This window comes from Stenotrophomonas sp. RIT309, from assembly GCF_000632045.1.
In the GTDB taxonomy this organism is placed as follows: Bacteria; Pseudomonadota; Gammaproteobacteria; order Xanthomonadales; family Xanthomonadaceae; genus Stenotrophomonas; species Stenotrophomonas indicatrix.
On record NZ_JFYS01000041.1, the window covers coordinates 33676 to 59008 of the forward strand.

23 protein-coding genes are annotated in these 25333 nt (G+C 68.1%); 7 read left to right on the forward strand and 16 right to left on the reverse strand.

Annotation, left to right across the window (positions count from 1 at the left end; all coding sequences use genetic code 11):
* Positions 1–60 precede the first annotated feature (60 nt).
* Positions 61–1212, reverse strand: coding sequence for a MexH family multidrug efflux RND transporter periplasmic adaptor subunit (locus tag BW38_RS03850; protein ID WP_025875055.1), 1152 nt, complete (start codon positions 1210–1212; stop codon positions 61–63).
* 205 nt (positions 1213–1417) lie between these two features.
* Between BW38_RS03850 and BW38_RS03845 the strand changes: the two genes are divergently transcribed.
* The gene (locus tag BW38_RS03845; RefSeq protein WP_025875058.1) at positions 1418–1810 is read left to right on the forward strand and encodes a c-type cytochrome; all 393 of its coding nucleotides are present in this window, start codon (positions 1418–1420) and stop codon (positions 1808–1810) included.
* A 9-nt stretch (positions 1811–1819) separates the two neighbouring features.
* On the forward strand, positions 1820–2281 hold the full coding sequence (locus BW38_RS03840; RefSeq protein WP_032977578.1) for a cytochrome c: 462 nt from the start codon (positions 1820–1822) through the stop codon (positions 2279–2281).
* A gap of 132 nt (positions 2282–2413) precedes the next feature.
* Here BW38_RS03840 and BW38_RS03835 read toward each other — a convergent pair whose 3' ends face one another.
* Both BW38_RS03835 and BW38_RS03830 read right to left on the reverse strand, forming a co-directional pair.
* Entirely contained in the window at positions 2414–4294 is a 1881-nt protein-coding gene (locus tag BW38_RS03835; RefSeq protein WP_032977580.1) for an ATP-binding cassette domain-containing protein, read from the reverse strand.
* A gap of 329 nt (positions 4295–4623) precedes the next feature.
* Positions 4624–5499: a LysR family transcriptional regulator gene (locus BW38_RS03830; RefSeq protein WP_032977916.1), complete on the reverse strand. Its 876-nt coding sequence runs from the start codon at positions 5497–5499 to the stop codon at positions 4624–4626.
* Between the two features lie 102 nt (positions 5500–5601).
* Between BW38_RS03830 and BW38_RS03825 the strand changes: the two genes are divergently transcribed.
* The 3 genes from BW38_RS03825 (at position 5602) to dbpA (ending at position 8461) form a co-directional block, all read left to right on the forward strand.
* Positions 5602–6681: a YeiH family protein gene (locus tag BW38_RS03825; RefSeq protein ID WP_032977582.1), complete on the forward strand. Its 1080-nt coding sequence runs from the start codon at positions 5602–5604 to the stop codon at positions 6679–6681.
* Between the two features lie 28 nt (positions 6682–6709).
* Positions 6710–6982 (forward strand): hypothetical protein, encoded by a 273-nt coding sequence (locus tag BW38_RS03820; RefSeq protein WP_025875070.1) that lies wholly within the window; start codon positions 6710–6712, stop codon positions 6980–6982.
* Between the two features lie 102 nt (positions 6983–7084).
* Complete coding sequence (gene dbpA / locus BW38_RS03815; protein ID WP_032977583.1) at positions 7085–8461, forward strand: ATP-dependent RNA helicase DbpA; 1377 nt, start codon at positions 7085–7087, stop codon at positions 8459–8461.
* 153 nt (positions 8462–8614) lie between these two features.
* On the opposite strand, the gene BW38_RS03810 is transcribed toward dbpA, so the two are convergent.
* Positions 8615–9154, reverse strand: coding sequence for an adenine phosphoribosyltransferase (locus BW38_RS03810; RefSeq protein ID WP_032951771.1), 540 nt, complete (start codon positions 9152–9154; stop codon positions 8615–8617).
* 300 nt (positions 9155–9454) lie between these two features.
* Between BW38_RS03810 and BW38_RS03805 the strand changes: the two genes are divergently transcribed.
* Together BW38_RS03805 and BW38_RS03800 are read left to right on the forward strand one after the other, a co-directional pair.
* Positions 9455–11878, forward strand: coding sequence for a membrane-bound PQQ-dependent dehydrogenase, glucose/quinate/shikimate family (locus BW38_RS03805; protein WP_032977585.1), 2424 nt, complete (start codon positions 9455–9457; stop codon positions 11876–11878).
* A 101-nt stretch (positions 11879–11979) separates the two neighbouring features.
* Positions 11980–12834 (forward strand): IclR family transcriptional regulator C-terminal domain-containing protein, encoded by an 855-nt coding sequence (locus tag BW38_RS03800; protein WP_025875077.1) that lies wholly within the window; start codon positions 11980–11982, stop codon positions 12832–12834.
* Between the two features lie 77 nt (positions 12835–12911).
* On the opposite strand, the gene pcaC is transcribed toward BW38_RS03800, so the two are convergent.
* From pcaC to BW38_RS03740, 12 genes are all read right to left on the reverse strand, one after another.
* A complete protein-coding gene (gene pcaC / locus BW38_RS03795) occupies positions 12912–13298 on the reverse strand; it encodes a 4-carboxymuconolactone decarboxylase (protein ID WP_025875079.1) in 387 nt (128 codons plus the stop codon).
* 23 nt (positions 13299–13321) lie between these two features.
* A complete protein-coding gene (gene pcaD / locus BW38_RS03790; RefSeq protein ID WP_032977587.1) occupies positions 13322–14107 on the reverse strand; it encodes a 3-oxoadipate enol-lactonase in 786 nt (261 codons plus the stop codon).
* A gap of 25 nt (positions 14108–14132) precedes the next feature.
* Positions 14133–15476 carry a 3-carboxy-cis,cis-muconate cycloisomerase gene (locus tag BW38_RS03785; RefSeq protein WP_032977589.1) on the reverse strand — a complete coding sequence of 448 codons (1344 nt, stop codon included), beginning with the start codon at positions 15474–15476 and terminating at the stop codon, positions 14133–14135.
* A 90-nt stretch (positions 15477–15566) separates the two neighbouring features.
* Positions 15567–16130 (reverse strand): protocatechuate 3,4-dioxygenase subunit alpha, encoded by a 564-nt coding sequence (pcaG, locus tag BW38_RS03780; RefSeq protein WP_032977590.1) that lies wholly within the window; start codon positions 16128–16130, stop codon positions 15567–15569.
* Between the two features lie 4 nt (positions 16131–16134).
* Entirely contained in the window at positions 16135–16845 is a 711-nt protein-coding gene (pcaH, locus tag BW38_RS03775) for a protocatechuate 3,4-dioxygenase subunit beta (protein ID WP_032977592.1), read from the reverse strand.
* A 68-nt stretch (positions 16846–16913) separates the two neighbouring features.
* Positions 16914–18122: a 3-oxoadipyl-CoA thiolase gene (pcaF, locus tag BW38_RS03770; protein WP_032977919.1), complete on the reverse strand. Its 1209-nt coding sequence runs from the start codon at positions 18120–18122 to the stop codon at positions 16914–16916.
* Between the two features lie 7 nt (positions 18123–18129).
* Positions 18130–18777 (reverse strand): 3-oxoacid CoA-transferase subunit B, encoded by a 648-nt coding sequence (locus tag BW38_RS03765; RefSeq protein ID WP_025875091.1) that lies wholly within the window; start codon positions 18775–18777, stop codon positions 18130–18132.
* Positions 18774–19454, reverse strand: coding sequence for a 3-oxoacid CoA-transferase subunit A (locus BW38_RS03760; protein WP_025875093.1), 681 nt, complete (start codon positions 19452–19454; stop codon positions 18774–18776). Before BW38_RS03760 ends, BW38_RS03765 begins: the two co-directional genes overlap by 4 nt.
* A 171-nt stretch (positions 19455–19625) precedes the next feature.
* On the reverse strand, positions 19626–20945 hold the full coding sequence (locus tag BW38_RS03755) for an MFS transporter (RefSeq protein ID WP_032977595.1): 1320 nt from the start codon (positions 20943–20945) through the stop codon (positions 19626–19628).
* 53 nt (positions 20946–20998) lie between these two features.
* Positions 20999–21886, reverse strand: a complete 888-nt coding sequence (gene aroD / locus BW38_RS03750) for a type I 3-dehydroquinate dehydratase (protein WP_051585109.1) — start codon at positions 21884–21886, stop codon at positions 20999–21001.
* Positions 21886–23175, reverse strand: coding sequence for a carbohydrate porin (locus tag BW38_RS03745; RefSeq protein ID WP_032977597.1), 1290 nt, complete (start codon positions 23173–23175; stop codon positions 21886–21888). Before BW38_RS03745 ends, aroD begins: the two co-directional genes overlap by 1 nt.
* Before the next feature lie 22 nt (positions 23176–23197).
* Positions 23198–24709 carry a NosD domain-containing protein gene (locus tag BW38_RS03740; RefSeq protein WP_032977600.1) on the reverse strand — a complete coding sequence of 504 codons (1512 nt, stop codon included), beginning with the start codon at positions 24707–24709 and terminating at the stop codon, positions 23198–23200.
* Between the last annotated feature and the right edge of the window lie 624 nt (positions 24710–25333).

Consider the following 25333-nt stretch of genomic DNA (forward strand, 5'->3'; position numbering starts at 1 on the left):
GCATGCCTGCGGCGGCGCCATCGCTCCCGGGCGAGGCACCGTGATCGTGGCCGGGCGCGGTCATTGCGTGCTCCCGGCCTTCTCTGCCGGCTTGGCCGAGGCGGTTACGGTCTTCGCCTTGGCCTTCGGATCGGCGATCACCTGCACCGCGGTGCCGTCGCGCAGGGCGACCTTGCCGGCGGTGACGATCTGGTCGCCCGCCGCCAGTCCCTCACGGATTTCCACCCACGGCCCTTCGGCGTAGCCAAGCTTGACCGGCACCCGCGCGACCTTGCCCTCGCGCACGCGGAACACTGCCGGCTCACCATCGTCCAGCAGCGCCAGGCGCGGTACCACCAGTGCGTCGGCACGCTGGTCGTAGTCGATGCGGATACGGCCGAACATGCCCGGCTGCAGCGACTGCGCGGCGCCATCGAAAGCACTGACCACACGGAAGGTACCGCTGCCCGAATCCACCACCGGCGCGATACGGTCCACCACACCAGTGAAGGTCTGGCCCGGCAGCGCATCGGCCGACAGCGTGACCGGCTGGCCCGCACGCAAGGTCGCCAGCTCGCGCTCGGGCACGTTGAGGGTGGCTTCCAGCCGCGAGTTGTCGACGATGCGGAAGATCGGCGTGTTGATCTGCACGAAGTTGCCGGTCTTGATCGATCGCGAGGCGATCACGCCGGAAATCGGTGCGACCACGGTGGTGTAGGACAGTTCCAGCGTGGCCAGGCGGTACTGCGCGCGCACGTTTTCCAGGTCGTAGCGCAGCTGGTCGACATCGGCAGCGCTGACCATCTGCTGGCCGACCAGCTTCTGTGCGCGCTGGTAGTTGTTCTCCAGCTTGCGCATCTGCGCCTCGCTCTGGGCAACGGCCAGGCGTGCGCGGTCCGGATCCAGCCGCACCAGAGGCTGCCCGGCGCTGACCCGCTGCCCTTCCTCGACCAGTACCGCCAGCGCAACGCCCGAGGTCTTGGCGACCACCTGCGATTCGGCGCGCGGCTCCAGTGCCGCCGTTCCGGTGTAGCTGGCGGCCACCGCGCGATGGCTGGCCACGGCCACTTCCACCGGCACCGCGTCGACCTTCTTCTCGTCCTTGGTCTCGGCCGCCTTGGCCTCGTTGTTGGGCCCAGCGGCGCAACCGCTCAGCAGCAGGGATGTGGAGAGCAGCAGCGCGGCAGCGCAGAGTCCGCTGCGGGGGCCGGGCAGGAAGGTTTGGTGCGACATCGTCAGATCCCTGGAGGATGCGTGGGCAGGTGTGGTAGCAAAGTAATGCACCACTTCACGGCAACACCATATCCCAAAGGTCATGGTGTCTTCACGCCGCCGGTCGGGCCGACCCCATTTCAGCTAGATGAAACCTGAGGCTATACTCGGGTCGTTCCGTACCCCACGCCGGAACGACCAGACCCGAATCCCCGGAAAAGACACCATGCGCCCGCAGCCGCTCGCCGCTTGTCTCGCTCTGGCCGTCCTCCTGCCCCTCGGGGCCGCCGCACAGCCCGCACCTGCTCCTGCAGCACCACCCGCCCCGGCACCGGCTCCGGCCCCTGTGCCGGCGGCTGCCACGCCCACCGGCAGTTTCGACAATGGCCGTGTGCTGGCCTACACCTGCCAGGGTTGCCACGGCATCACCGGTTACAAGAACGCCTACCCCAGTTACCGGGTACCGAAGATCGGTGGCCAGACCCAGCAGTACCTGACCCAGGCCCTGACCGAGTACCGCCAGGGCAAGCGCCGGCATCCGACGATGCAGGCGCAGTCGATGAGTTTCAGCGAACAGGAGATCGCCGATCTCGCTGTTTACCTGTCCACCGTCAAGTAAGGCCCGCCCATGTCGAAAGCCGCGCATCCACTGCGTCACGCCATCGCCCTGTCCGTCGCCCTGCTGCTGGCGGCCTGCTCGCAGTCACAGGTGGAGAACAGCGAGAAATCCGCCGGCGATCCCGGCCACGCCAGCGGCGAGCACGGATCGTCTTCCTCCGCGGGCCTGCCTGCCGGGCGTGAAGCCGCCGGCGAGGCCCGCGCCAAGGTCAAGAGCAAGGCCACCAGCCAGAGCTGCATCGATTGCCACGGTGCCGACGGCAATGCGCCGATCGATCCGACCTATCCGAAGCTGGGTGGTCAATACGGCGATTACCTGGCGCATGCGCTGCAGGCCTACCGTGCCGGTGATCGCCAGCATGCGCTGATGACACCGCAGGCGAAGGACCTGAGCGATCAGGACATCGCCGATCTGGCCGCGTATTTCGGCAGCCGGCCGAGCCAGCTGCGGGATCTGCACGGGGTCAAATGACCGCCGGCCCGCCCCGGTGGGTGCGGACCGTTGGCCGGTGGGTGCGCACCGTTGGTTGGTGGGTGCGGACCGTTGGTCCGCACGTATCCGGATATCCACGCATGGCGTGGATCTACTGAATCCGGCCGGCGATCAGCCTTCCAGCTCTTCCCAGCGTGCGTACGCGGCATCCAGTTCAGCCTGCACCTTGGCCAGCTGCTGGGTGTGCGCGGTCACTTCGGCGCTGCTGCGCGTGTAGAACGACGGATCGTTCATTGCCGAGGTAAGCCCTTCGACATCGCCTTCCAGCTTTTCGATGGTCTTCGGCAGCTGTTCCAGCTCACGCGCTTCCTTGTAGGCGAGCTTGCGCTTGGGCGCTGCCGGTTCCGCAGCAGCCGCCGGGGCAGCGACCACCGGCTTGGCGGCAGCAACCACCGCAGGCGCAGCGGCCACGCTGGCCGCGTAACGCTGCCAGTCGCTGTAGCCGCCCACGTACTCGCCGATCACGCCATCGCCTTCCATCACCAGCGTGGAGGTCACCACGTTGTCGATGAAGTCACGATCATGGCTGACCAGCAGCAACGTGCCGTTGTATTCGCCCAGCAGCTCTTCCAGCAGCTCCAGGGTTTCCACGTCCAGATCGTTGGTCGGTTCGTCCATCACCAGCAGGTTGGACGGCTGCGCGAACAGCTTGGCCAGCAGCAGGCGGTTGCGCTCGCCACCGGACAGGCGGGTGATCGGCGCGCGCGCGCGCTCAGGGGTGAACATGAAGTCCTGAAGGTAGGCGTGCACGTGCTTGCGCTTGCCGTTGAACTCGAGGAAATCGCGGCCTTCGGCCACGTTCTCGATCGCGCTCCAGTCTTCGCGCAGCACTGCACGGTACTGGTCGAAGTACGCAACCTGCAGGTTGGTGCCGGCGTTGACCTCACCCTTCTGCGGCTGCAGTTCGCCCAGCAGCAGCTTCAACAGCGTGGTCTTGCCACTGCCGTTGGGGCCGATCAGGCCGATGCGGTCGCCACGCAGGATGGTGGTGGAGAAATCACGGACCATCGTGCGATCGCCGAACGCGAACGAAATGTCCTTGATGTCGATGACCTTCTTGCCCGAGCTTACGCCCTGGGCCGCTTCCATCTTGACGTTGCCGCTGAGGTCGCGGCGGGCGGATCGCTCGTTGCGCATCGCCTTCAAGCGGCGTACGCGGCCTTCGTCGCGGGTGCGGCGTGCCTTGATGCCCTGGCGGATCCACACTTCTTCCTGCGCCAGCAGCTTGTCGAACCGTGCGTTTTCCTGGGCCTGCGCGTTGAGGCGTTCTTCGCGACGGCGCTCGTAGTTGGCCCAGTCGCCCGGCCAGCTGGTGACCTGGCCGCGGTCGATCTCGACGATGCGGGTGGCCAGCGCACGCAGGAAGCGGCGGTCATGGGTGACGAACACCACGCTGCCGTTCCAGTTCTTGAGGAACATTTCGAGCCAGTCGATGGCTTCGATGTCGAGGTGGTTGGTCGGTTCGTCCAGCAGCAGCAGGTCGGGGCTGGAGACCAGCGCGCGGCCGAGCAGCACGCGGCGCTTCATGCCGCCGGACAGGCGCGCAAACTCCGCGTCGCCATCGAGGTCGAGCTTGGTCAGGGTCTCGCTGACGCGCTGGTCCAAGCCCCAGCCGTTGGCGGCATCGATCTTGGCCTGGACGTTGCCCAGCGCTTCGCCATCGAACACGTCGGCGTGGCTGAGGTGATGGAATTCGGCGAGCCATTGGCCCAGTTCGCCCAGGCCATCGGCGACGACGTCGAACACGCTGCCAGCGGCGCCGTGCGGCACCTCCTGCTCCAGGCGAGTCACGCGCACGCCCTGCTGCACGCGCACTTCACCGTCATCGGGCTTGTGGTCGCCGGACAGCAGCTTGAGCAGGGTCGATTTGCCGGCGCCGTTGCGGCCGATCAGGGCGATACGCTCGCCCGGCTCGATCGACAGTTCGGCTTTTTCCAGCAACAGCGGGCCGCCGACGCTGAAGTCGACGTTTTGCAGAGTAATCAGAGGCATCCGGCCATTGTAGCGGGTTGCGGGGCCTGGCCGGGCGGCGCCCGGCACCCGCAGAGGCAACGTCAACCGCCGAGGCAACAGCCAAAGCCGGCTTCCTGTGGGATGGCGGGGTGGGTCCGGTTGCGGGGGACGCTGCAAGTACGTCCATGTAAGCTCGGTCGCGCCATCCATGGCGCTCACGCCCCCGCAACCGGACCCACCCCGCCTTCGACAGTTTGCCGCTGCTGTTGGTGGGTGCCGACCGTTGGTCGGCACGGGGTCGGATCCCGTTGCTGCGCAATAGGCTCTGACCCCTACGTGGAATTCACGCTGTGGAAGATGGATCCCGGCTACTGCACTTCCCCCAACAACGCCTGCAACCCCGGCAACCATCGCTTGCCGGGGTGGCGTACCAGCCACAGCGTGCGGTGCAGGGCCGGCAATGGCGTTTCAAGGATGCGCAGGCGGCCGAGGGCCAAGGGTTCTTCCAGGGCGTGGCGCGAGAGGCAGGCCAGGCCGAGGCCGGCGATGGCGGCTTGCTTGATGGCTTCGGTATTGCCCAGCTGCAGGGTCTGGGCGAAGCCGCGCAGATGCGGCAGCAATGCCTGTTCGACAGCCTCGCGGGTGCCTGAGCCGGGTTCGCGCAGCAGCCAGCGCGCTGCGCGCAGTTCATCCAGCGACCAGCGCGGGGGCGCATCCGCGGCGGCGACGATCACCAGCGGGTCCTGCTGCCAGGCGGTCACCTGCAGCCCGCGTTCGTGGCATGGGCCTTCGATCAGTCCTGCATCCACGTCCAGCCGTTGAACGGCCGCCACCACGCCTGCGCTGTTGTCGATGCGCAGATCGACCTCGGCCTGCGGTGCCTGCCGCAGCAGCTCGGCGATACGCGGCGGCAGCAGGTAGTTGCCGATGGTGGTGCTGGCCGCCAACACCAGCCGCAGCGGCGCGCCTTGGGACGGGTCACCGCCCGCCGCCAATTGCCGCTCCAGATCGGCGGCATTGACCAACAGCGCGCGCGCCGGCTCCAGCAAGGCCCGGCCGTGGCCGTTCAACGCCAGGCGGCGGCCAATGCGGTCGAACAGCGGCGTGCCGAAGTGCGCTTCCAGCTCCTGCAGGGCGGCGCTGCTGGCGGACTGGGAAAGCGCGATGGCCTGGCCTGCGGCGGTGGTGCTGCCCTGGTCAGCGATGGCAACGAAGACCTGCAGCTGGCGGAGCGTCAGGCGCATGGCCATTACCTGTGTTATGGGTAGTTTTCACCGATATTATTCGTTTTACGGGTCGGTAGCGTGGATGCAGGCTGTACGCCTCTCTCCCGCATCCCACCCGCCATGAACGCGCCTGCCCTGTCCCCCTGGTCCCTGCCCGCCCTGCGCCAACGCTGGCAACCGCGCCTGCCCGGCCTGCTGCTGGTCGGCCTGGTGGCGGCGGCGTCGCTGTACCTGGCCGAGCTGCCCTGGCTGCAGGCGCATGGCCTGAGTGCGCTGACCGTCGCCATCGTCGCCGGCATCGTGGTCGGCAACACCGTGTACCCGCGACTGGCCCCCGCCAGCGCGGCGGGCGTGGGCTTCTCCAAGCATTGGCTGCTGCGTGCGGGCATCGTGCTGTACGGCCTGCGGCTGACCTTCCAGGACATCGGCCACGTCGGCGTCGCCGGCGTGCTGATGGACGTGCTGGTGGTGGCGAGCACCTTCGGCCTGGCGTGCTGGCTGGGTGTACGGGTGTTCAGGATGGAGCGCGAGGCCGCCATGCTGATCGGTGCCGGCAGCGCGATCTGCGGTGCGGCGGCGGTGATGGCCGCAGAGCCGGTGGTGCGCGGCCGTGCTGCGCAGGTGACGGTGGCGGTATCGACGGTGGTGGTGTTCGGCACGCTGGCCATGTTCCTGTACCCGGCGCTGTATGCGCTGGTGCAGTCGCACGGCTGGCTGGCGATGGACGCGCGGCAGTACGGCCTGTACACCGGCGCCACCGTGCATGAAGTGGCACAGGTGGTGGCTGCCGGACGTGCCGTGGGCGAGTCAGCCGCCGATACCGCGGTCATCACCAAGATGGTGCGGGTGATGCTGCTGGCACCGTTCCTGATCGTACTTTCCTTGTGGCTGGCCCGTGGTGGCAAGGCAGCGGCGGACGGTGGCAAGACCCGGATCGTGGTGCCGTGGTTCGCGTTCGGTTTCGTGGCGGTTGCCGGGCTCAACTCGCTGCATCTGCTGCCGGTGGGTGTGCAGGCCGGGCTGGTGCAGCTGGATACCGTGCTGCTGGCCATGGCGATGGCCGCGCTGGGCCTGACCACCCATGTGTCTGCGCTGCGCCAGGCCGGGTTGAAGCCGCTGCTGCTGGCATCGATCCTGTTCGCCTGGTTGCTGCTGGGTGGCCTGGCGATCCACCAGGGTGTGCTGGCGGTGCTGGGCTGAGGGCAACGTGGATCGTTAGACTTGAGGCATGCCAGTCTCCCCCGCCCTGCTGCAGATCCCGCTGCGCCTGCTGGATGATCGATATGGCCGGGGCAATGTCGATGAAGCCGAAGACACGCTGGTCGAGATCGTTCAAGCGGTGATGGGCGTGCAGGCGACCTGTTCGTTCGACGTCGACACGCGGCACGCCAACCCGTGGTTCCACCAGCTGCTGCTGGAGCCCCGGGTCGCTGGAAAACCGGCCACCCCGGAGCAGTTGCAGGCGATGGCTGCGCGGCTGGTGGTCATCGGGCTGGGTTGAGGGAACGTTCGGCCAAGGTGCCGACCAAGGTCGCCCGCTACCGGGCGCCCCCACAATCGTGAACGACGGCGGGACCGGGCGCGCGCGCAGGTACAATGCGCCATGACTGATTTCTCGACCCTGCCGCTGAGCCCGGCCCTGCAGCCCGGCCTGGATGCCCTCGGCTACACCACCCTCACGCCGATCCAGGCGCAGAGCCTGCCCGCCATCCTTGATGGCCGCGATGTGATCGCCCAGGCCCCGACCGGCAGCGGCAAGACCGCCGCCTTCGGTCTTGGCCTGCTGCAGTCCATCGACCCCAGCCTGATCCGCGTACAGGCGCTGGTGCTGTGCCCCACCCGCGAGCTGGCCGACCAGGTGGCCAAGCAGATCCGCAAGCTGGCCACCGGCATCCCCAACCTGAAGCTGCTGCTGCTGACCGGCGGCACGCCACTGGGCCCGCAGCTGGCGTCGCTGGAAAGCCACGACCCGCACGTGGTGGTCGGCACGCCCGGCCGCGTGCAGGAACTGGCGCGCAAGCGCGCACTGAATCTGGGCGCCGTGCGCACCCTGGTGCTGGATGAAGCCGACCGCATGCTCGATATGGGCTTCGAGGAACCGATCCGTGAGATCGCCGGCCGTACCCACCGCGATCGCCAGAGCCTGCTGTTCTCGGCCACCTTCCCCGACACCATCCGCACCATGGCCCGCGACCTGCTGCGCGATGCCGTGGAAGTGACCGTGGAAGGCGCCGACCAGGCCCCGGCCATCCGCCACCTGTTCTGCGAAGTCGAACCGGCACACCGGCAGAAGGCACTGGCCGGCCTGCTGCTGAAGTACACGCCCGAATCGGCCGTGGTGTTCTGCAACACCCGCAAGGACGTGGACGAAGTGGCCAACTCGCTGCAGCAGTTCGGCTTCTCCGCGCTCGCCCTGCATGGCGACATGGAACAGCGCGACCGCGAGGAAGTGCTGCTGCGCCTGGCCAACCGCAGCTGCAACGTGCTGGTTGCCAGCGACGTCGCCGCACGCGGGCTGGATGTGGAAGAACTGGCCGCGGTGATCAACTACGAGCTGCCGACCGACGTCGAGAGCTACCAGCACCGTGTCGGCCGTACCGGTCGTGCCGGCGCCAGTGGCTTGGCGATCAGTCTGGTGGCGGGCCGCGAAAAGAACCGCGCCGACGCCATCGAAGCACAGCGCGGCGAGCCGCTGGATTGGCAGAAGACGCCGCTGGCGACGTCGCGCCCGGCCGAGCTGCCGCAGGCGGCGATGCGCACCCTGCGCATCGATGGCGGCAAGACCGACAAGCTGCGCGCAGGCGACATCCTCGGCGCCCTCACCGGCGATGCCGGCCTGTCGGCCAAGTTCATCGGCAAGATCGCGATCTTCCCGACCCGTTCTTACGTGGCGATCGCCCGCGAGCAGGTCAACAAGGCGGTGGCGAAGCTGGAAGCGGGCAAGATCAAGGGCCGTCGTTTCCGCGTGCGGATGATGTGATTGAAGGAGCGCTGCCGATCACGGTTGGCAGCGAGGTGACCTGGTAGTGGCCAACCTTGGTTGGCCCATCCATGCGGTGCCAACCAAGGTTGGCAACTACCGGTTCGCCGCGATTCGCTCGGGCAGGTGCCACCTTGGTTGGCACCTGCGCAATCAGAACACCAGTTCGGTGTGCAGCGGCAGATCCGCTTCCCAGCGGCCACGGCCGCCCAGGCCATCCAGTTCGACCAGCACGCCGGCGCCGACCACGTCCACGCCCAGGCGGCGCACCAGCGACAACGCAGCAACCAGCGTACCGCCGGTTGCCAGCACGTCGTCGATGATCGCTACGCGCGCACCGGCCGGCAGCGCGTCGGCATGCACTTCAATGCAGTCGCTGCGGTATTCCAGCGTGTATTCCTCGCGCAGCACCTTGCCCGGCAGCTTGCCCGGCTTGCGCACCGGCACGAAGCCCACGCCCAGTTCCAGCGCCATGGCCGCACCGAGGATGAAGCCGCGCGATTCGATGCCGACCACCGCGTCCAGCTTCTGATCGCGCCAGCGATCGGCCATCGCCACGATCGCGCCACGGAAGTCCTCGCTGTGAGCGAGCAGCGGCATGATGTCCTTGAACAGGATGCCCGGCTTCGGGAAATCAGCGATGTCGCGCAGGCGTGAGGCCCAGGCGGGGACGGCCACGGTGGCGTCGGTCATTGCAGCTACCAGCTTGTATGGCGGCATAGGGTAACCGGTTCGCCCCTGCCCTGCCCGTTCCCGGCACCACTGCGCCGCTGCGTTCCACCGATGGCGCCGTGGGGCATCGCGCCAAAATCGCACACGCGTGCGATAATCGCCCTAACCGGTCATTCACCCAGCCTGCGTCATAAGCAGGCCGACGCCTGCCCGCCGTCACGGCCCGCAGCCGCCCGGGATGCCGTTGGCCCCCGCCACGCCTGGCGCGCGCGGGGCTTTCCCCGCCTCCGCGCGGGTTTTTCGCAATGAGGTTCATGCAACGTGGACGAGACGACGAGAGTTCCGGCCCTGTGCCGTGTGCTGGTGGTCCTGCTCGGCATCCTGGTGACCCTGTTCGGCCTGGCTCTGCTGGTCGGCGGTGTACGCCTGGTGCAGCTGGGGGGCAGTTGGTATTTCCTGCTGATGGGTGCGGTGTCGGCGGTAGCCGGCGTGCTGCTGGCGATGCGCCGGCCGAACGGTGCGCTGCTGTACGGCCTGGCCTTCCTGGCCACGCTGCTGTGGGCACTGGTGGATGCCGGCTGGAATTTCTGGCCGCTGGTATCGCGGCTGGTGATGCCGGCGGTGCTGGCCCTTCTGGTCGCCCTGGCGTGGCCGGTGCTGCGCCGCAGCCGAGGCCAGGTTGCCGGTCGCGGCGCCTATGGCGTAGCCGCCGTGCTGCTGGTTGGCCTGCTGGGCACTGCGGTGTCGGCGTTCCAGCCGCGCCCGGTACAGACCGCGCAGGGCACGACGCCGCCGGTGGTGCCGGTGGCCAAGGGCGCTGAGCAGCACGACTGGATGCACTGGGGCAACACCACCGCCGGCACCCGCTTTGCCGCGCTGGACCAGATCACCCCGGCCAACGTGAAGGAACTGCAGGTTGCCTGGACGGCGCGCACCGGCGATGTGCCGGAAAGCAACGGTTTCGGTGCCGAGGACCAGAACACCCCGCTGCAGATCGGCGACACCCTGTTCCTGTGCACCCCGCACAATCAGGTAATCGCCATCGATGCCGATTCCGGCAAGCAGCGCTGGGCCTTCGACCCCAAGGCCACCGCGCCGAACTGGCAACGCTGCCGCGGTCTGGGCTATTTCGACGCAACCAGCGCACCGTCTGCTGCAGATGCAGCCGCTCCGGCACCTGCGCCGCTGCCGGCCGCCGAAAAGGCCAGCACGGGCCCGGCGCTGTGCGAGAAGCGCATCCTGATGACCTCCATCGATGCGCGCCTGTTCGCGCTGGATGCGAAGACCGGCGCGCTGTGCCCGGACTTCGGCAGCAACGGCGTGGTCGACCTGAAGGCCGGCATGGGCGAGATCAAGCCGGGCTTCTACACCCTCACCGCCGCACCGTTGGTAGCCGGCGAACTGATCGTGGTCGGTGGCCGCGTGGCCGACAACATCGAAGTGGGTGAGCCGTCCGGCGTGGTGCGTGCCTACAACGTGCGCACCGGCGCACTGGCCTGGGTCTGGGATCTTTCCAGGGAAACCCCGGACGTGCCGCTGGATCCGTCGATCCACTACACGCGCGCCACGCCGAACGTGTGGACCTCGATGGCCTACGACCCGCAGCTGGGCCTGGTCTACCTGCCCACCGGCAACACCACGCCTGACCAGTGGGCCGGCGAGCGCACCCCGCAGGATGACAAGTACAGTTCGGCGGTGGTTGCGCTGGACGTGGCCACCGGCAAGGAGCGCTGGGTCTACCAGACCGTGCACCACGATCTGTGGGACTACGACCTGCCCGCGCAGCCGACCCTGACCGACGTGCCCGACGGCAAGGGCGGCACGCTGCCGGCCCTGCTGCAGATCACCAAGGCCGGGCAGATCTTCATGCTCAATCGCCAGACCGGCGTGCCGATCAGCGAAGTGCGCAACATACCCGCGCCGCAGGGCAATGCGCAGGGCGAACGCTATGCCGCCACCCAGCCGCTGTCGGTGGGCCTGCCGCAGATCGGCGCGCAGACGCTGACCGAGTCGGACATGTGGGGCGCCACCCCGATCGACCAGATGCTGTGCCGCATCCAGTTCAAGCAGTTCCGCTACGACGGCATGTACACGCCGCCGGGCGAAGACCTCGCGCTGCAATGGCCCGGTTCGCTGGGTGGCATGAACTGGGGCAGCGCCTCGGTCGACCCCACCACCGGCTACCTGTTCGTCAATGACATGCGCCTGGGCCTGTGGACCAAGCTGATCCCGCGCGCGCAGATGACCAGCGGCGACGGTGGCGTGGAAATGGGTGCGGCCTCGCAGACCGGTACGCCGTACGGCTCGCTGCGCGACCGCTTCCTGTCCAAGCTGGGCATTCCCTGCCAGAAACCGCCGTTCGGCACGATGTCGGCGATCAACCTGGCCACCCGCCAGCTGGTCTGGCAGGTACCGGTGGGCACGGTGAAGGACACCGGGCCGATGGGCATCAAGATGGGCCTGCCGATTCCGATCGGCATGCCGACCCTGGGCGGTTCGCTGGCCACGCAGTCGGGCCTGCTGTTCTTCGCCGGTACGCAGGATTACTACCTTCGCGCCTATGACAGCCGCACCGGCGAGGAAGTGTGGAAGGCCCGCATGCCGGTTGGCAGCCAGGGCACGCCGATGACCTACGTCTCGCCGAAGACCGGTCGCCAGTACGTGGTGATTTCCGCCGGTGGCGCACGCCAGTCACCGGACCGTGGCGACTACGTGATCGCCTACGCGCTGCCCGAGCGCAAGTGACCGGCGCCATGCGGCGCAGCCTCGCAGGCTGCGCCGCGTGGGTACCGGTTGCTGGTTCGAGCCCTTACCATGCGAGGTCGAACCCGATGAAAGCTGCTGCCATGCCTGCCGTTCCTCCCAGCCGTCGACCCAAGCGCCCCCCTGCCCCACCGCAGGATCGTGGCCTGGCCCATGAGCTGATGCAGCAGATCCAGGACAACCAGGGCGATCCGGACTTCATGACGTCGCTCGGCCGCGGCTTGGCCGTGCTGAGCGTGTTCTCGCAGCACCCGCGCGAAGTGACGATGTCACAGATCAGCAGCGATACCGGCATTTCCCGCGCAGCGGTACGGCGCGTGCTGTACACGCTGGAGAAGCTCGGCTACGTAGGTGAACAGGGCCGCGGCTTCGTGCTGCTGCCGCGCGTGCTGGGCATGGGCGGTGCCTATGTCGCGTCGTCGTCGATGACCGCTGCTGCGCAACCGGTGCTGGATGCCCTGCGCGATGCCGTGCACGAATCCTGCTCGCTGGGCGTGCTCGATGGCGATGACATCCTGTACGTAGCACGCGCGGAAACCGTACGCATCATGTCGATCGGCCTGCGCGCAGGCAGCCGCTTGCCGGCCTACTGCACCTCGATGGGCCGCGTGCTGCTGGCCTCGTTGCCGCGCGACACGCTGGAAGGCTACCTGGAACGCAACCCGCTGCGGCCGCGCACTGAACGCACGGTCACCCGCATGGATGACTTCCTCGACCTGCTGGAAAAGGTGCGCCGCGAAGGCGCGTCGCTGGTCGACCAGGAACTGGAGATCGGCCTGCGCTCGATCGCCGTGCCAGTGCGTTCGCGCAGCGGCGATGTCGTGGCCGCGCTGAACATCGGCACCCAGGCGGGCCGTATCGGCCTGGGCGTGATGCAGACCCAGCTGTTGCCGCGCCTGCGCGAGGCCGCACAGCGGTTGGGCACGTTGTTGAATTGAGGTGCATCCGCCGGGCATGGCCCGCTACCGGGGCCGCGCGCTGGTGGCGCCGGGCCATGCCCGGCGGATGTTCGGCGTCAGCGCTCTGCGGCCTGCTCTTCCAGGATCGGCTTGGCCAGCGCGAACGCATGGTTGGCCGCGGGCACGCCACAGTAGATCGCGGCCTGCAGCAGCGCTTCCTTGATCTCCTCCGGCGTCACCCCGTTGTTGCGGGCGGCACGGATATGCAGCTTGAACTCCTCGTCATGGCCCAGCGCCACCATCATCACGATGGTCAGCAGCGAGCGCGTATGCCGCGGCAGGCCCTCGCGCGTCCACACCGTGCCCCACGCCGTGCGCGTGATGAATTCCTGGAATTCGGTGGTGAACTCGGTGCGCGCCTGCAGCGAGCGTTCGACGTGTGCCTCGCCCAGTACCTGGCGGCGCACCGCAAGGCCGGCTTCGTAGCGTTCCTGTTCGTCCATCGTGGTCTACCTGTTGTGCGGGATCAGTGCTGCGCCGAAAGATGCGCGGCCAGTGCGGAGGTGAACGCCTGCGGCGATTCCAGGTTGCAGATGTGGCGGCCCGGTACGGCGGCATGGTGGCCATGGGCCACGCCGTCGGCGATTGCCTGCAGCTCGGCCGGAGCGCACACCGGGTCGTCATCTCCGGCAATGGCCAGCAACGGCACGCCAATGCAGCCCAGCGCATCACGGAAGTCGGCCGTGCCCACGGCGTTGCAGCAGCCGGCATAGCCAGCCACGCTGGTGGCGAGGAAGCGCTGAAGGATGTCTTCCACCTGGCTGGCATGGGTCTGCGCGAAGGCGGCGGTGAACCAGCGTTCGCGGGTGCCATCGACCAGCGGCAACAGGCCATCGTGCTGGACCTGGGCGATGCGCGCCTGCCAGCCGTCCAGCGTGCCGATCTTCGCTGCGGTGGCAGCCACCGTGAGCGTGCGCAGGCGATTGCCAGCATGCACGCCCAGCCACTGCCCGGTCAGGCCACCGATCGACAGCCCGCAGAAATGGCTGCGCGCGATGCCGAGGTGGTCCCACAGGGCCAGCACATCAGCGCCCAGTTCGGCCACGCTGTACAGCCCCGGCGGCGTGCTGGACTGGCCATGGCCGCGACGGTCATAGCGCAGGATGCGGTACTGCGAGGCGAGTGCATCCACCTGCGGCTGCCACATGCCCAGGTCGGTACCCAGCGAATTGCAGAAGGTCAGCCACTGCCCGTCGGCGCGGCCCTCGGTCTGGTAGTGCAGGCGATGCTGCGGAAGGTCGAGGAATGGCATGCGTGCTCCAACGTTGAACGTAGGATCAGCCGCGCGCGAGCACGCGGTCGATCCAGGTATCGGCCATGCCGCGCCAGCTGTCTGCGGCGAACAGGGCATCCAGTTGTGCGGCGGAAAGCTGCGCGGTGACTTCGGGCATCTGCCCCAGCACCACGCGCAGGTGCTGCGATTGCGCAAGCGCCTGCCTGGCCGCTTGTTCCACCAGGGCATGTGCGGCCGGCTTGCCGATGCGCTCGCCCAGGGTGACCGCAACGGCTTCGGCGTAAAGCAGGCCGCCATGACTGTCCAGGTGCTGGCGCATGCGCTCGCGGTCCAGCTGCAGGCCCTGCACCACCACATCCACCTGGGCCAGGCTGCCCGCACACAGGCGCACGATCTCCGGCACGGTGTCCCATTCGGCGTGCCATTGGCCTGCTGCGCGCTCGTGCGGCTGCGGCATGGCAGTGAACAGCGTGGACAGCAGGCCCGGTACGCGCGTGGCGGCGGCAATGGCGGCCACGCAGCCCACCGGATTGCGCTTGTGCGGCATTGCCGAGGAACCGCCCTTGCCCTCGCCCGCGGGCTCGAAGGCTTCGGCCACCTCGGACTGCATCAGCAGCACGATGTCGGTGGCGATCTTGCCGAGGCTGCCGGTCAGCAGTGCGAACACGCTGCCGAACTCGGCAATGCGGTCACGCGCGGTGTGCCAGGGCAATGCCGGCAGCGGCAACTGCAGCTCGGCAGCCAGGGCTTCGGCCACGTCCAGCCCGCGCGTCTGCAGCGAGGCCAGGGTGCCGGCGGCACCGCCGAACTGCAGCACCAGCGTGTCTGCGGCCAACGCATCCAGCCTGCGCTGGCTGCGCTGCAGGGCGTCGAGCCAACCGGCCGCCTTCAGGCCGAAGGTCACCGGCACTGCTTGTTGCAGCAGCGTGCGCCCGGGCAGCCCGGTGCCGCGCTCTGCCTCGGCCAGCCGCGCCAGCGCCATGCACAGCACGCGCAGGCGCGCCTGCACCTGGCTGACTGCCGCGCGCAGCTGCAGCACCGCGCCGGTATCGATGATGTCCTGGCTGGTGGCGCCCCAGTGCACCCAGCGCGCGGCCTCGGCATCGTTCGCCTTGACCTGCGCGGTGAGTGCCTTGACCAGTGGAATGGCCGGATTGCCAGCCAGTGCGGTGGCTGCCGACAGCGCCGGCAACGAATACAGATCGGCGCTGCAGGCCGCTTCGATCGGTGCCAGCGCGGCTGCGGGAATCACCCCGCACTGCACCTGCGCGCGCACCAGAGCGCGTTCGACATCGAGCATCGCCTGCAGGCGTGCTTCATCGCGGAACACGGCGTCGACGGCGGGGTCGCCGAACAGACCGCCCAGCAGCGTTGGGAAGTGGCTCATCGGTGCAGTCCATCCTGGGTAATCACAGCTTACCCGCGCCCGCCGCACGCGGGCGTGGAGTGGCCGGAAGGCGCGTCGGGCGCGCCGCGATCAGTATGCGAAGAACACCGTCTCGTCCGGGCCCTGCATGCGCACGTCCCAGTGGTACAGGCCCTTGCCCTGCGCCTGTGCGACCAGGGTCTGGCGGCGTTCGGCCGGCACCAGCGCGAGGATGCCGTCCTCGGCGTTGCTGGCTTCGTCACTGAAGTAGATGCGTGCACGGGTGGCCTGCAGCAGGCCGCGCATGAACACCAGCACCACCAGGTGCGGCGCCTGCGGCTCGCCACGCAGGCCTGGCACGCGGCCCGGCTTGACGGTGGTGAAGGCGAAGCGGCCCTGGTCGTCGGTGGGCACGCGGCCCCAGCCGTCGAAGGCCGGGTCGTGGTCGTCACGGCGCGGGTCTTCGCCATGGGCATAGATGCCCTGCGCATCGGCCTGCCAGATTTCCAGCACGGCATCGGACACCGGCACGCCATTGCCATCGAACACCTGGCCCTGCACTTCCACGCGCTCACCCTGCGCGGTGGCCGGGGCGATGTCGGTGCGGTACAGCGGTTCCAGGCCCAGGCGGTAGTACGGGCCGACGGTCTGCCATGGAGTGGATTGGAAACTCATGGTGTTACTCCCAGACGGTCATCTTGCGACCGCGCAGCACGATGTCGAAACGGTAGCCCAGCGCGAATTCGTTGGCGGTGTTTTCCCAATCGAACGAGGACACCATGCGCTCCCGCGCCTTGGCGTCGTCCACGCAGTTGTAGATCGGATCAAACGCCAGCAGCGGATCATTGGGGAAATACATCTGCGTGACCAGGCGCTGGCCGATGCCTTCGCCATGCAGCGAGAAGTGGATGTGTGCCGGGCGCCAGGCGTTGTAGTGATTGCGCCACGGGTACGCGCCCGGTTTGATGGTGGTGAAGCGGTAGCGGCCTTCGCTGTCGGTCAGCACCTGGCCGGTGCCCTTGAAGTTCGGATCCAGCGGCGCGTCGTGCTGGTCGCCCTTGTGCAGGTAACGGCCGGCGGCGTTGCACTGCCATACCTCCACCACGGTGTTGCGCACCGGGCGACCGTTCTCGTCCAGCACGCGGCCGCTGACGATGATGCGCTCACCCTGCGGCTGGCCGGGGAAGCCGGCAGTCAGGTCGGCGGCATGCTCACCGAGGGTGATGCGGTTGATGCTCGGGCCGGTCACTTCCGAGAGCGTCACCGGGATCGCGATCGGGTCGGTTCCCGGGCCGCGCAGCGCGGTGGAGGCGTACGGCAGGTGGATGCGCGGCGGCTGGCTGCCGGGGTACGGCTTGCGGTAGCCGCGTAGTGGGGTGGGATCGCTCATGGCGTACTCCTGTTGGCGAGCGGCCCGGAAGCCGCAGCTGTCTTGAGATTACGGAATCAGGGGATGGTTCACACGCGCTCGATGGCCAGGGCCACGCCCTGCCCCACGCCGATGCACATCGTGGCCAGGCCACGGCGGCCACCGCTGGCCTCCAGCTGGCGCAGCAGGGTCAGCGCCAGGCGCGCGCCGCTCATGCCCAGCGGGTGGCCCAGCGCGATGGCACCGCCGTTGGGGTTCACGTGCACGGCATCGTCGGCCAGGCCCAGCTGGCGCATGCAGGCCAGCCCCTGCGAGGCGAAGGCCTCGTTCAGTTCGATGGCATCGAAATCGGCGATGGCCAGGCCCAGCCGTGCCATCAGCTTCTGGCTGGCCGGCACCGGGCCCATGCCCATGATCGCCGGCTCCACGCCGGCACTGGCAAAGCCGAGGATGCGCGCGCGCGGGGTCAGGCCCAGCGCCTGTACCTGCGCACCGGACGCCAGCAGCAGCGCGGCCGCACCATCGTTGATGCCCGAGGCGTTGCCGGCGGTCACCGTGCCCGGCTGGCGGAACAGCGGCTTCAGCTTGGCCAGTGCTTCGGCGGTGGTATCGCCGCGCGGGTGTTCATCGCGCTCGACGGTCACGGTTTCGCCGCGTTTGCGGCCCGGTACGTCCACCGCCACGATCTCGCCGTCGAAGAAGCCGCGCGCCTGCGCGGCGGCCGTTCGCTGCTGGCTGCGCAGGGCGAACGCATCCTGGTCCTCGCGGCTGACGCCGTAGCGCTCAGCCACGTTCTCGGCGGTCTGGCCCATGGTCTCCACGCCGTGCAGTTCACGCAGGCGCGGGTTGATGAAGCGCCAGCCCATGGTGGTGTCTTCGATCTGCTGGTCACGGGCGAACGGCGAGGTTGCCTTGCCCATCACGAACGGCGCGCGCGACATCGATTCGACGCCGCCGGCAATGGCCAGGCCGAGCTCGCCGGCAGCAATGCCACGGGCCACGGTGCCGATCGCATCCAGGCCCGAACCGCACAGGCGGTTGATCGTGCTGCCGGGCACGCTCACCGGCAGGCCGGCCAGCAGCAGGCTCATGCGGGCGACGTTGCGGTTGTCCTCACCGGCCTGGTTGGCGCAGCCCAGGTAGACGTCCTCCACCAGCGCCGGGTCCAGTTGCGGGTGGCGCGCCAGCAGTGCCTTCAGCGGAATCGCGCCGAGGTCGTCGGCGCGCACACCGGACAACGCGCCGCCGTAGCGGCCGATCGGGGTGCGGATGCCATCGACGATATAGGTCTCGTGCAGGGGCATATCAGGCTCCCTCGGCCAGTGCCAGCGGCAGGCCGGTCAGTTCACGCAGCTGATCGATGTCCACGCCCTCGACCATTTCCAGCACGGTCGCGCCGTCGGCGCCGAGGTCGAACACCGCCACATCGGTATACACGCGCGACACGCAGCGCAGGCCGGTCAGCGGATAGCTGCATTCGGCCACCAACTTGCTTTCACCCTGCTTGGTGAACAGGTCCATCATCACGAACACCTGCTTGGCCCCGATGGCCAGGTCCATTGCACCGCCCACGGCGGGAATCGCGTCGGAGGCGCCGGTGCTCCAGTTGGCCAGGTCACCGTGTGCCGAGACCTGGAAGGCACCGAGCACGCAGATGTCGAGGTGGCCACCACGCATCATCGCGAACGAATCGGCGTGGTGGAAATAGCAGCCACCGGTCAGCAGGGTAACCGGCTGCTTGCCGGCATTGATCAGGTCCGGGTCTTCCTGGCCGGGCGCCGGTGCCGGGCCCATGCCCAGCAGGCCGTTTTCCGACTGCAGCAGTATCTCCTTGTCCGCCGGCAGGAAGTTGGCCACCGTGGTCGGCAGGCCGATGCCCAGGTTGACGTAGGCCCCTTCGGGAATATCGCGCGCCACGCGCGCGGCCATCTGTTCGCGGCTGAGCTTGTTCATGCCTGCACTCCTTCTGCGGCCACCGGCACCACGCGCTGCACGAAGATGCCGGGGGTCACCACGGCCTCCGGGTCCAGCTCGCCCAGCGGCACCACCTCACGCACCTGCACGATGGTGCAGCGCGCGGCCATCGCCATCAGCGGGCCGAAGTTGCGTGCAGTCCGGCGATACACCAGGTTGCCCCAGCGATCGCCGCGGTCGGCCTTGATCAGCGCGAAATCGGCATGCAGCGGGTACTCGAGCACGTAGTGGCGACCGTCGATCTCGCGCGTTTCCTTGCCCTGGGCCAGCTCGGTGCCATAGCCGGTGGGCGTGAAGACCGCGCCCAGCCCGGAACCGGCCGCATGGATGCGCGCGGCCAGGTTGCCCTGCGGCACCAGCTCCAGTTCGATCTCGCCGGCGCGGTAGGCCGCGTCGAAGTGCTGCGAATCGGCCTGGCGCGGGAAGGAGCAGACGATGCGGCGAACGCGCTTGTGCTTGATCAGCGCAGCCAGGCCGGTATCGCCGTTGCCGGCATTGTTGTTGATGATGGTCAGCTCGCGCGCACCCTGTGCAATGAGCGCATCGATCAGCTCGTCGGGCATGCCGGCAGTGCCAAAGCCGCCGATCATCACGGTCGCGCCATCATGGATATCGGCCACCGCTGCTTCCACGCTGGCTACGCTCTTGTCGATCACTGCATTGCTCCTTGCCCTGCCTGCCGGCGGTCATCACCGCCACGCTGCAGGGCCACTGCGAAGGGAAAACACGACCCGGACATGGTCGCCATGGCACGCCGCCCGGTCAATGCGATATTCGGCCATTCGATTCGATAATCGCACATTGAGTGATGTGCTCCGGCCATCGGTTCAACGCCGGTTCTGACCCACGCCCACGCGCAGGCCGAGGCACGCCCATGCCGCCAGCAGCAGCGGCGCAGCGCACAGCACGTACAACGAGGACGGCTGCCAGCCACCATCGACCAGAACACCCACCGTGAGTGGCGAGAGGATCGCACCGACCCGGCCGATGCCGATGGCCCAGCCCAGGCCGGTGGTCCGCACTTCGGCGGCGAACACCACCGGCGCGGCCGCATACAGGCCGGCCATCGCTGCGAACAGTGCCGCACCGATCACGAAGGCCAGCGGGAAGGCCACGCCCAGCTGCGTGCTGAAGGCCGCAAAGCCCAGCATCGAGACCATCGCCAGCAGCAGCGCGCCGGCCGTCAGCCTGGACAGCGACCAGCGCGAGGCCAGCCAGCCGAACAGGCTGCCGCCAACGATGCCGCCCAGGTTCAACAGCACGCCACCGGTGATGCCCTGCTGCGCCGACACGCCGGCCGAGACCAGCAGCTTCGGCGTCCAGCTCAGCACGAAATAAAACGCGAACATGTGCAGGAAGAACGCCAGCGCGATCAGCAGCGCGACGCGGCGCAGGTCACCCACGAACAGCGCGGCATAACCCTGGCGCTGGCCGTCGCGCACCGGCGCTGGCGGCAGCGCCTGCAGCTCTGGCATGCGCATGCGCGAGAGCAGCGCGTTCAAGCGTGGCAAGGCATTGGCCGGGCGACGCGCGACCAGGAAATCCAGCGATTCGGGCAGGCATTTGAGCACCAACGGAATGCACAGCAGCGATGCCGCTGCGCCGACCAGGAACACGCTGTGCCAGGCCCAGTGCTCCAGCATCCACGCAGCCAGCAGACCGCCAGCGGTCGCACCGATCGGGTAGCCGGTGGCCTGCAGCGCGACTGCGGTGCTGCGCCACTTGGCGTTGGCGTACTCGGCGGTGATCACCCCCACACCGGCCAGCATGCCGCCGATGCCGATGCCGGTGTACACGCGCAGCGCACCCAGCTGCCAGGCGTCGGCGGCCAGCGCGGACAGCGCCATGCCACTGGTGAGGATCAGCACGCAGCAGACGATCATCGGCCGCCGCCCCCAGCGGTCGGCCAGCGGTGCCAGCAGGAACGAACCCAGCGCCATGCCGACCAGCCCGGCACTGAGCATCAGCCCCAGTACCTTGCCCGACAGCGCCCAGTCCGCCGAAACATGCGGCGCGGTGAAGGCCATGACCATCACATCGAAGCCATCAAGCATGTTCAACAGCACGCAGATGGCGATGGCGGTCCACTGGAAGGAACTCATCCGTTCAAGGACAAGCGACGGTGCGGCGGCGGAGGCGTGGCTCATGGTGCGGTTTCCTGCAACAGCGTGGTGCGGTGGAACGTCCGGCGGGGAAGGTCTCAGTGACCGGCCTGGCTGGATGCATGGATGACCTGCAGAACGTCCTGGAGGCGCTCAACCTCGACCTGGCCTGGCGCCGACGGGGTGCCGATCATGCCGAAGGTCAGGGCTTGGCCGAAGGTTTCGCCGGCCAGGCGCGAAACCACGCCGGTGCCGCCCATCGACATGGTCAGCAGCGGCTTGTCGCTCTGCTGGCGCACCTGCCAGGTGGCATCGAGCAATGCCAGCACATCGCCAGCGTCGCGCGGCATCACCGCGATCTTCAGCACGTCCGCGCCAAGGGCCTGCTGCTTGAGCAGGCGTGCGACGATCTCCTCGCGCGGTGGCGTGGCGTGGAAGTCATGGCTGGACATCACCACTTTCACGCCGGCCTTATGGGCCTGCGCCACCAGCGCCTGCACCACCTTCGGATCGCGGAACATCTCCACGTCGATCAGCTGGGCGACACCACCGCGCAGCAGCGCAGCGTAGAGCTTGCCGTAGTCGGCATCGCTGATCGGCTTGGCGCCCCCTTCGGCCTTCGTGCGGAAGGTCACGATGGCTGGCTTGCCTCCCAGCGTGGCCTGGATGCGCTTGCCCAGCGCGACCAGCGCCTTGCCATCGGTGGCGATGTCCAGGTAGTCGATGCGCCACTCGGCGATGTCGGTGGATCTGCTGGCGGCGATCGCCGCGGCCTGCTGCAGAGCGACATCCGCGGTGGCACCGGTGATCGGTACGATGGTGCGCGGGCTGCCCTCGCCGATGCTTAGTTGGCCGACCTGCAGCACCACCGGTGGCGGCGCGGCCAGGGCCAGCAAGGGGGAGGAGGCGAGCACGCCGGCGAGGACAACGGAAGCGAGCGAAATGTTCATCGCGGTCACCACAGCATGGAAGGAGCGCGCGGCCATCAGAAGGTCACCTTGGCCTGGACACCCACGGCCCAGGCGTTGTCGGTACCGCTGTAATTGAACGTGCCCGGGTTGACGATGTACTGCACGTCCGGGCGGATCATCAGCCAGGGGTTCACCTGGAAGCTGTAGGACAGCTCGAACAGCTCCTCGGCCTGGCTGAGGTTGTACAGCGGCGAATCGGTGGGCACGCCCCCGGCGGCCAACGTGGCGCGCCGCGCATCGACCAGGCGGTCATTGATGTCAGCGCCGACGTAGCCCAGCGCGATGCTGTCCTGCGCACGCGCGCCGATGCCCTGGTAGACGCCGCCCAGCGCGTACCAGCGCTTGATCTGCGCGGTATCGGTGTCGGACACCATGTACTGCGCGAAGGCGGTCAGGCCGCGGCTCGGGTCGGCCGATTCCTGGGTCAGGCGCTGTTCGGCCAGCACGTAGGCGCCGTGGCGCCCGGTGGTCGGCGAGGTATCGAGGCCGCGCTTGTCCACGCGCGACGTGTCGTAGTAGCCACCGAACTTGTAGACGCCGGCGTAGCGGCTGCCCTTGGCCGGCGTCCAGGTCACCTCCACCGGAAACAGCGAGCCGGTGGTGCCCGAAACGAACGGACGGAATGCGTTGCGTTCGATGTTGCCGCCCAGGTTCGGGTTGACCTGGAACCAGCCCGTGCGCACGTTCACCGCCGGGCTGATCTGCTGGGCGAACTCACCACCCCAGCGTGCCATCGGATAGTTGTACCAGCCGCTGTTGCCGGACATCGCCAGCGGGTGGGCGCAGAATGCGGCGTTGACGAAGTGGGTCAGCAGGCTGTGCAGGCCGAACTGGTTGCCCATCGCGTAGTACCCCAGCTTGTAGTACGACCGGCCCGCATTGAAGGTCTGGTCGTAGCTCAGCTCGGTCAGCCGCGTGTACTGGCCGCCATACGCCTCCTGGATCGGGAAGCGGTTGCCGACGAAGTCCACCGAGGTGCTGCGGCCACGACGATCGTTGAGGGTGAAGTGGAACGCACCGCCGTCCCAGCCGGCCAGCTTGCCCATGTCCAGGTCCACGCCCACCCGCACCTGCTGCGCATAGCGCGCGCCGGTTTCGCCGTAGCCACCATCGACCACGCCCATGGCCTCGCCCACGTAGTCGCCGCGGAAGGCAACGCCGCGCTCGACCAGTTCGGTGCGGGTGCCGCCCCAGTCGCCGGTAAGCGTCTTGCCTTCGTAGCGGTTGCTGGACTGCGCGCTGGCCACGGCTGGCAGCAGCAGGGCGGCCAGCATGCCCAGGGAAACAGGTTTCGCAGGATTCATGATCGCGGTCTCGTGGAGGTGATCAGTGCAGCGACAGCGGCGCACTCAGCGGGGAGGTGGCGCCCTGCGCCGAGGTAACCGTGGCGGTCAGGCTGCCGGCAGCGGCAGCGTCGGTCCCTGCACCGAGCGGGAAGGTGAAGCTGCCCTGCCCCTGCGCGTCGGTACGTGCTTCAACACTGCCGAGCACCCACTCGGCCTCGTTGCCGGTGGCGGCGCGGTTGCCGAACACTTCCACCTGGTAGCGGGTATCAGGCACGCCCTGGAGACGACCCGTCAGCTGGCGCTGCGCACCCTTGCCCTGCACTGCGGTCAGCTGCGGCGCGGCCTGGCCGAGGTTCGGCAGCGGCTGGCAGCCGGCCTGGCCGGCAGCGGTGCAGATGCGCGCACGCTTGGACGCATCGTTGTCCACGCCACGGCCACGGGAGCCGACGAAGCTGGCGTGCTCCAGGCCCGGCACACCGAACACGATGGCGCCACGCGGCTGGCCCTTCACACAGGCGCCGCCGGCTTCGCAGCGCTCGATCGGCAGACCGTTGCCGTAGATGCGGTTGCCGGTGAAGCGGTTCGGCGCACTGACCGGCTGCGGGCGCACGCCGATGCCGATGCCATTGCCGGTGATGGTGTTGCCGTCGACCACGTTGCCGCTGCCGGTGATGCTCAGGCCCAGCGAATTGCCGGTGAAGGTGTTTGCCGCGATGTAGTTGCGGTTGCCCCAGTTGATCTGCAGGCCATCGGAGTAATCGACGAAGCGGTTGTGGACCACGCTGTTGTCATTGCCCCACAGGATCTCGATGCCCTGCGAGGGTTCCGGGTTGGCCCTGGTGGATTGGAACAGGTTGTCGGCCACCAGGTTCCAGGCCGCGCCGCGGGTCAACTCCAGGCCGTCGCCGTTATCGAGGAATACGTTGCGCACGATGCGGTTGTGCACGGTGGTGGTGGCGGTGGACTGGCCCTTGCCGTCATCACCGGTGAGCATGATGCCGGCACCGCCCTTGTTGGCGACGATGCGGTTGTCATGGATCTCGTTGTGGCTGGAGCGGTTGACCAGCACGCCGATGCAGAAATTGCGGATCTCCAGGCCGGCCAGCTCCACGCCCTGGGTGTCGCGCAGGACCAGGCCCGGCAGCGTGGTGGTGCGCACGTTGGTGCCGGACTGGCCCGGCTCGGCGCCGGGGCAGGCATCGGTACCGGTGCCGGTGACGTAGGCCGAGCCATCGATGGCGACGTACTGGCCATCGCGTTCCCAGGACGTGCCGATGATCTGCACCGGCCCCTTGATCTCCGGCAGCGGCGTGGCCGGCGTGATGACGTAAGGCGCAGCGCCAACGGCCGCGATCTCGATGCGGTAGCGACCCGGCGCCGCATTGGCAGTGGTGATCGCCCAGCGCAGCGAGCCGGCGTTGACGTCGTCGGCGTAGCGGTCCACGCGCAGCACCTGCAGTGCTTCGCGCGGCGGTTCGGCCTGGTAGGCCAGCGCCAGCGACGGCAGCACGGCAAGCAGGGATAGGGAAACAATGGACAGACGACGGCGCATGCGATCACTCCGCGCAGAGGAAGGAAAATCCGGCGGCCTTCCCCCTGCACCTGGCATCAGCACCGGACCGGCTGCTGCCCTCGCCCCGCCAGGGGTGGATCGCTTGGACTGCTATGAAACTGCGGAAATGAAAGTAGGTTTATCGCACTGCACCATTCAAGTGCGGTAATCGACTGCGTGTGCGAATATCGCACTGAATGGGTACTACCATCGTTGTAGGCGAGGTGTTTGCAGGGCTTGCAGCCCTGCACCTGCCTGGAGCCAGAGCAGCGTCGAGGTCAAGGGAGGCTCTGGTTTTCTGCTGGCTGGGCGGGGCGGTGCGGGTGGGCAGGACACGCCGTCAACCCATCCTTGGGGGCTCGTAGGCGCCATCCATGGCGCCTGCGGTCCTGCCCACCCACACCGCCCCACCCCTCGACAATTTCCGGATGACGGCTGGTCCATCCACGCTTCGCGTGGATCACATCTGGTTGAAATCGAATATTTCGAATTGAAATCGAAAACATCCGCGCATGGCGTGGCTCTACTGGCCACCGGGGGTTTACGGCGTCCCCGCAAGCCCACAGTGCCCGGCCATCCCACAGGATCCCCGCTGTTGCTGTTGCTGCTGGGCGGTGGTCGCCC

What these genes read in the sequence shown, in the direction of transcription:
- BW38_RS03850 (WP_025875055.1), bottom strand. Translation starts at nt 1,212, where the DNA reads ATGTCGCACCAAACCTTCCTGCCCGGCCCCCGCAGCGGACTCTGCGCT.
- BW38_RS03845 (WP_025875058.1), top strand. Translation starts at nt 1,418, where the DNA reads ATGCGCCCGCAGCCGCTCGCCGCTTGTCTCGCTCTGGCCGTCCTCCTG.
- BW38_RS03840 (WP_032977578.1), top strand. Translation starts at nt 1,820, where the DNA reads ATGTCGAAAGCCGCGCATCCACTGCGTCACGCCATCGCCCTGTCCGTC.
- BW38_RS03835 (WP_032977580.1), bottom strand. Translation starts at nt 4,294, where the DNA reads ATGCCTCTGATTACTCTGCAAAACGTCGACTTCAGCGTCGGCGGCCCG.
- BW38_RS03830 (WP_032977916.1), bottom strand. Translation starts at nt 5,499, where the DNA reads ATGCGCCTGACGCTCCGCCAGCTGCAGGTCTTCGTTGCCATCGCTGAC.
- BW38_RS03825 (WP_032977582.1), top strand. Translation starts at nt 5,602, where the DNA reads ATGAACGCGCCTGCCCTGTCCCCCTGGTCCCTGCCCGCCCTGCGCCAA.
- BW38_RS03820 (WP_025875070.1), top strand. Translation starts at nt 6,710, where the DNA reads ATGCCAGTCTCCCCCGCCCTGCTGCAGATCCCGCTGCGCCTGCTGGAT.
- dbpA (WP_032977583.1), top strand. Translation starts at nt 7,085, where the DNA reads ATGACTGATTTCTCGACCCTGCCGCTGAGCCCGGCCCTGCAGCCCGGC.
- BW38_RS03810 (WP_032951771.1), bottom strand. Translation starts at nt 9,154, where the DNA reads ATGACCGACGCCACCGTGGCCGTCCCCGCCTGGGCCTCACGCCTGCGC.
- BW38_RS03800 (WP_025875077.1), top strand. Translation starts at nt 11,980, where the DNA reads ATGCCTGCCGTTCCTCCCAGCCGTCGACCCAAGCGCCCCCCTGCCCCA.
- pcaC (WP_025875079.1), bottom strand. Translation starts at nt 13,298, where the DNA reads ATGGACGAACAGGAACGCTACGAAGCCGGCCTTGCGGTGCGCCGCCAG.
- pcaD (WP_032977587.1), bottom strand. Translation starts at nt 14,107, where the DNA reads ATGCCATTCCTCGACCTTCCGCAGCATCGCCTGCACTACCAGACCGAG.
- BW38_RS03785 (WP_032977589.1), bottom strand. Translation starts at nt 15,476, where the DNA reads ATGAGCCACTTCCCAACGCTGCTGGGCGGTCTGTTCGGCGACCCCGCC.
- pcaG (WP_032977590.1), bottom strand. Translation starts at nt 16,130, where the DNA reads ATGAGTTTCCAATCCACTCCATGGCAGACCGTCGGCCCGTACTACCGC.
- pcaH (WP_032977592.1), bottom strand. Translation starts at nt 16,845, where the DNA reads ATGAGCGATCCCACCCCACTACGCGGCTACCGCAAGCCGTACCCCGGC.
- BW38_RS03765 (WP_025875091.1), bottom strand. Translation starts at nt 18,777, where the DNA reads ATGAACAAGCTCAGCCGCGAACAGATGGCCGCGCGCGTGGCGCGCGAT.
- BW38_RS03755 (WP_032977595.1), bottom strand. Translation starts at nt 20,945, where the DNA reads ATGAGCCACGCCTCCGCCGCCGCACCGTCGCTTGTCCTTGAACGGATG.
- aroD (WP_051585109.1), bottom strand. Translation starts at nt 21,886, where the DNA reads ATGGCCGCGCGCTCCTTCCATGCTGTGGTGACCGCGATGAACATTTCG.
- BW38_RS03745 (WP_032977597.1), bottom strand. Translation starts at nt 23,175, where the DNA reads ATGAATCCTGCGAAACCTGTTTCCCTGGGCATGCTGGCCGCCCTGCTG.
- BW38_RS03740 (WP_032977600.1), bottom strand. Translation starts at nt 24,709, where the DNA reads ATGCGCCGTCGTCTGTCCATTGTTTCCCTATCCCTGCTTGCCGTGCTG.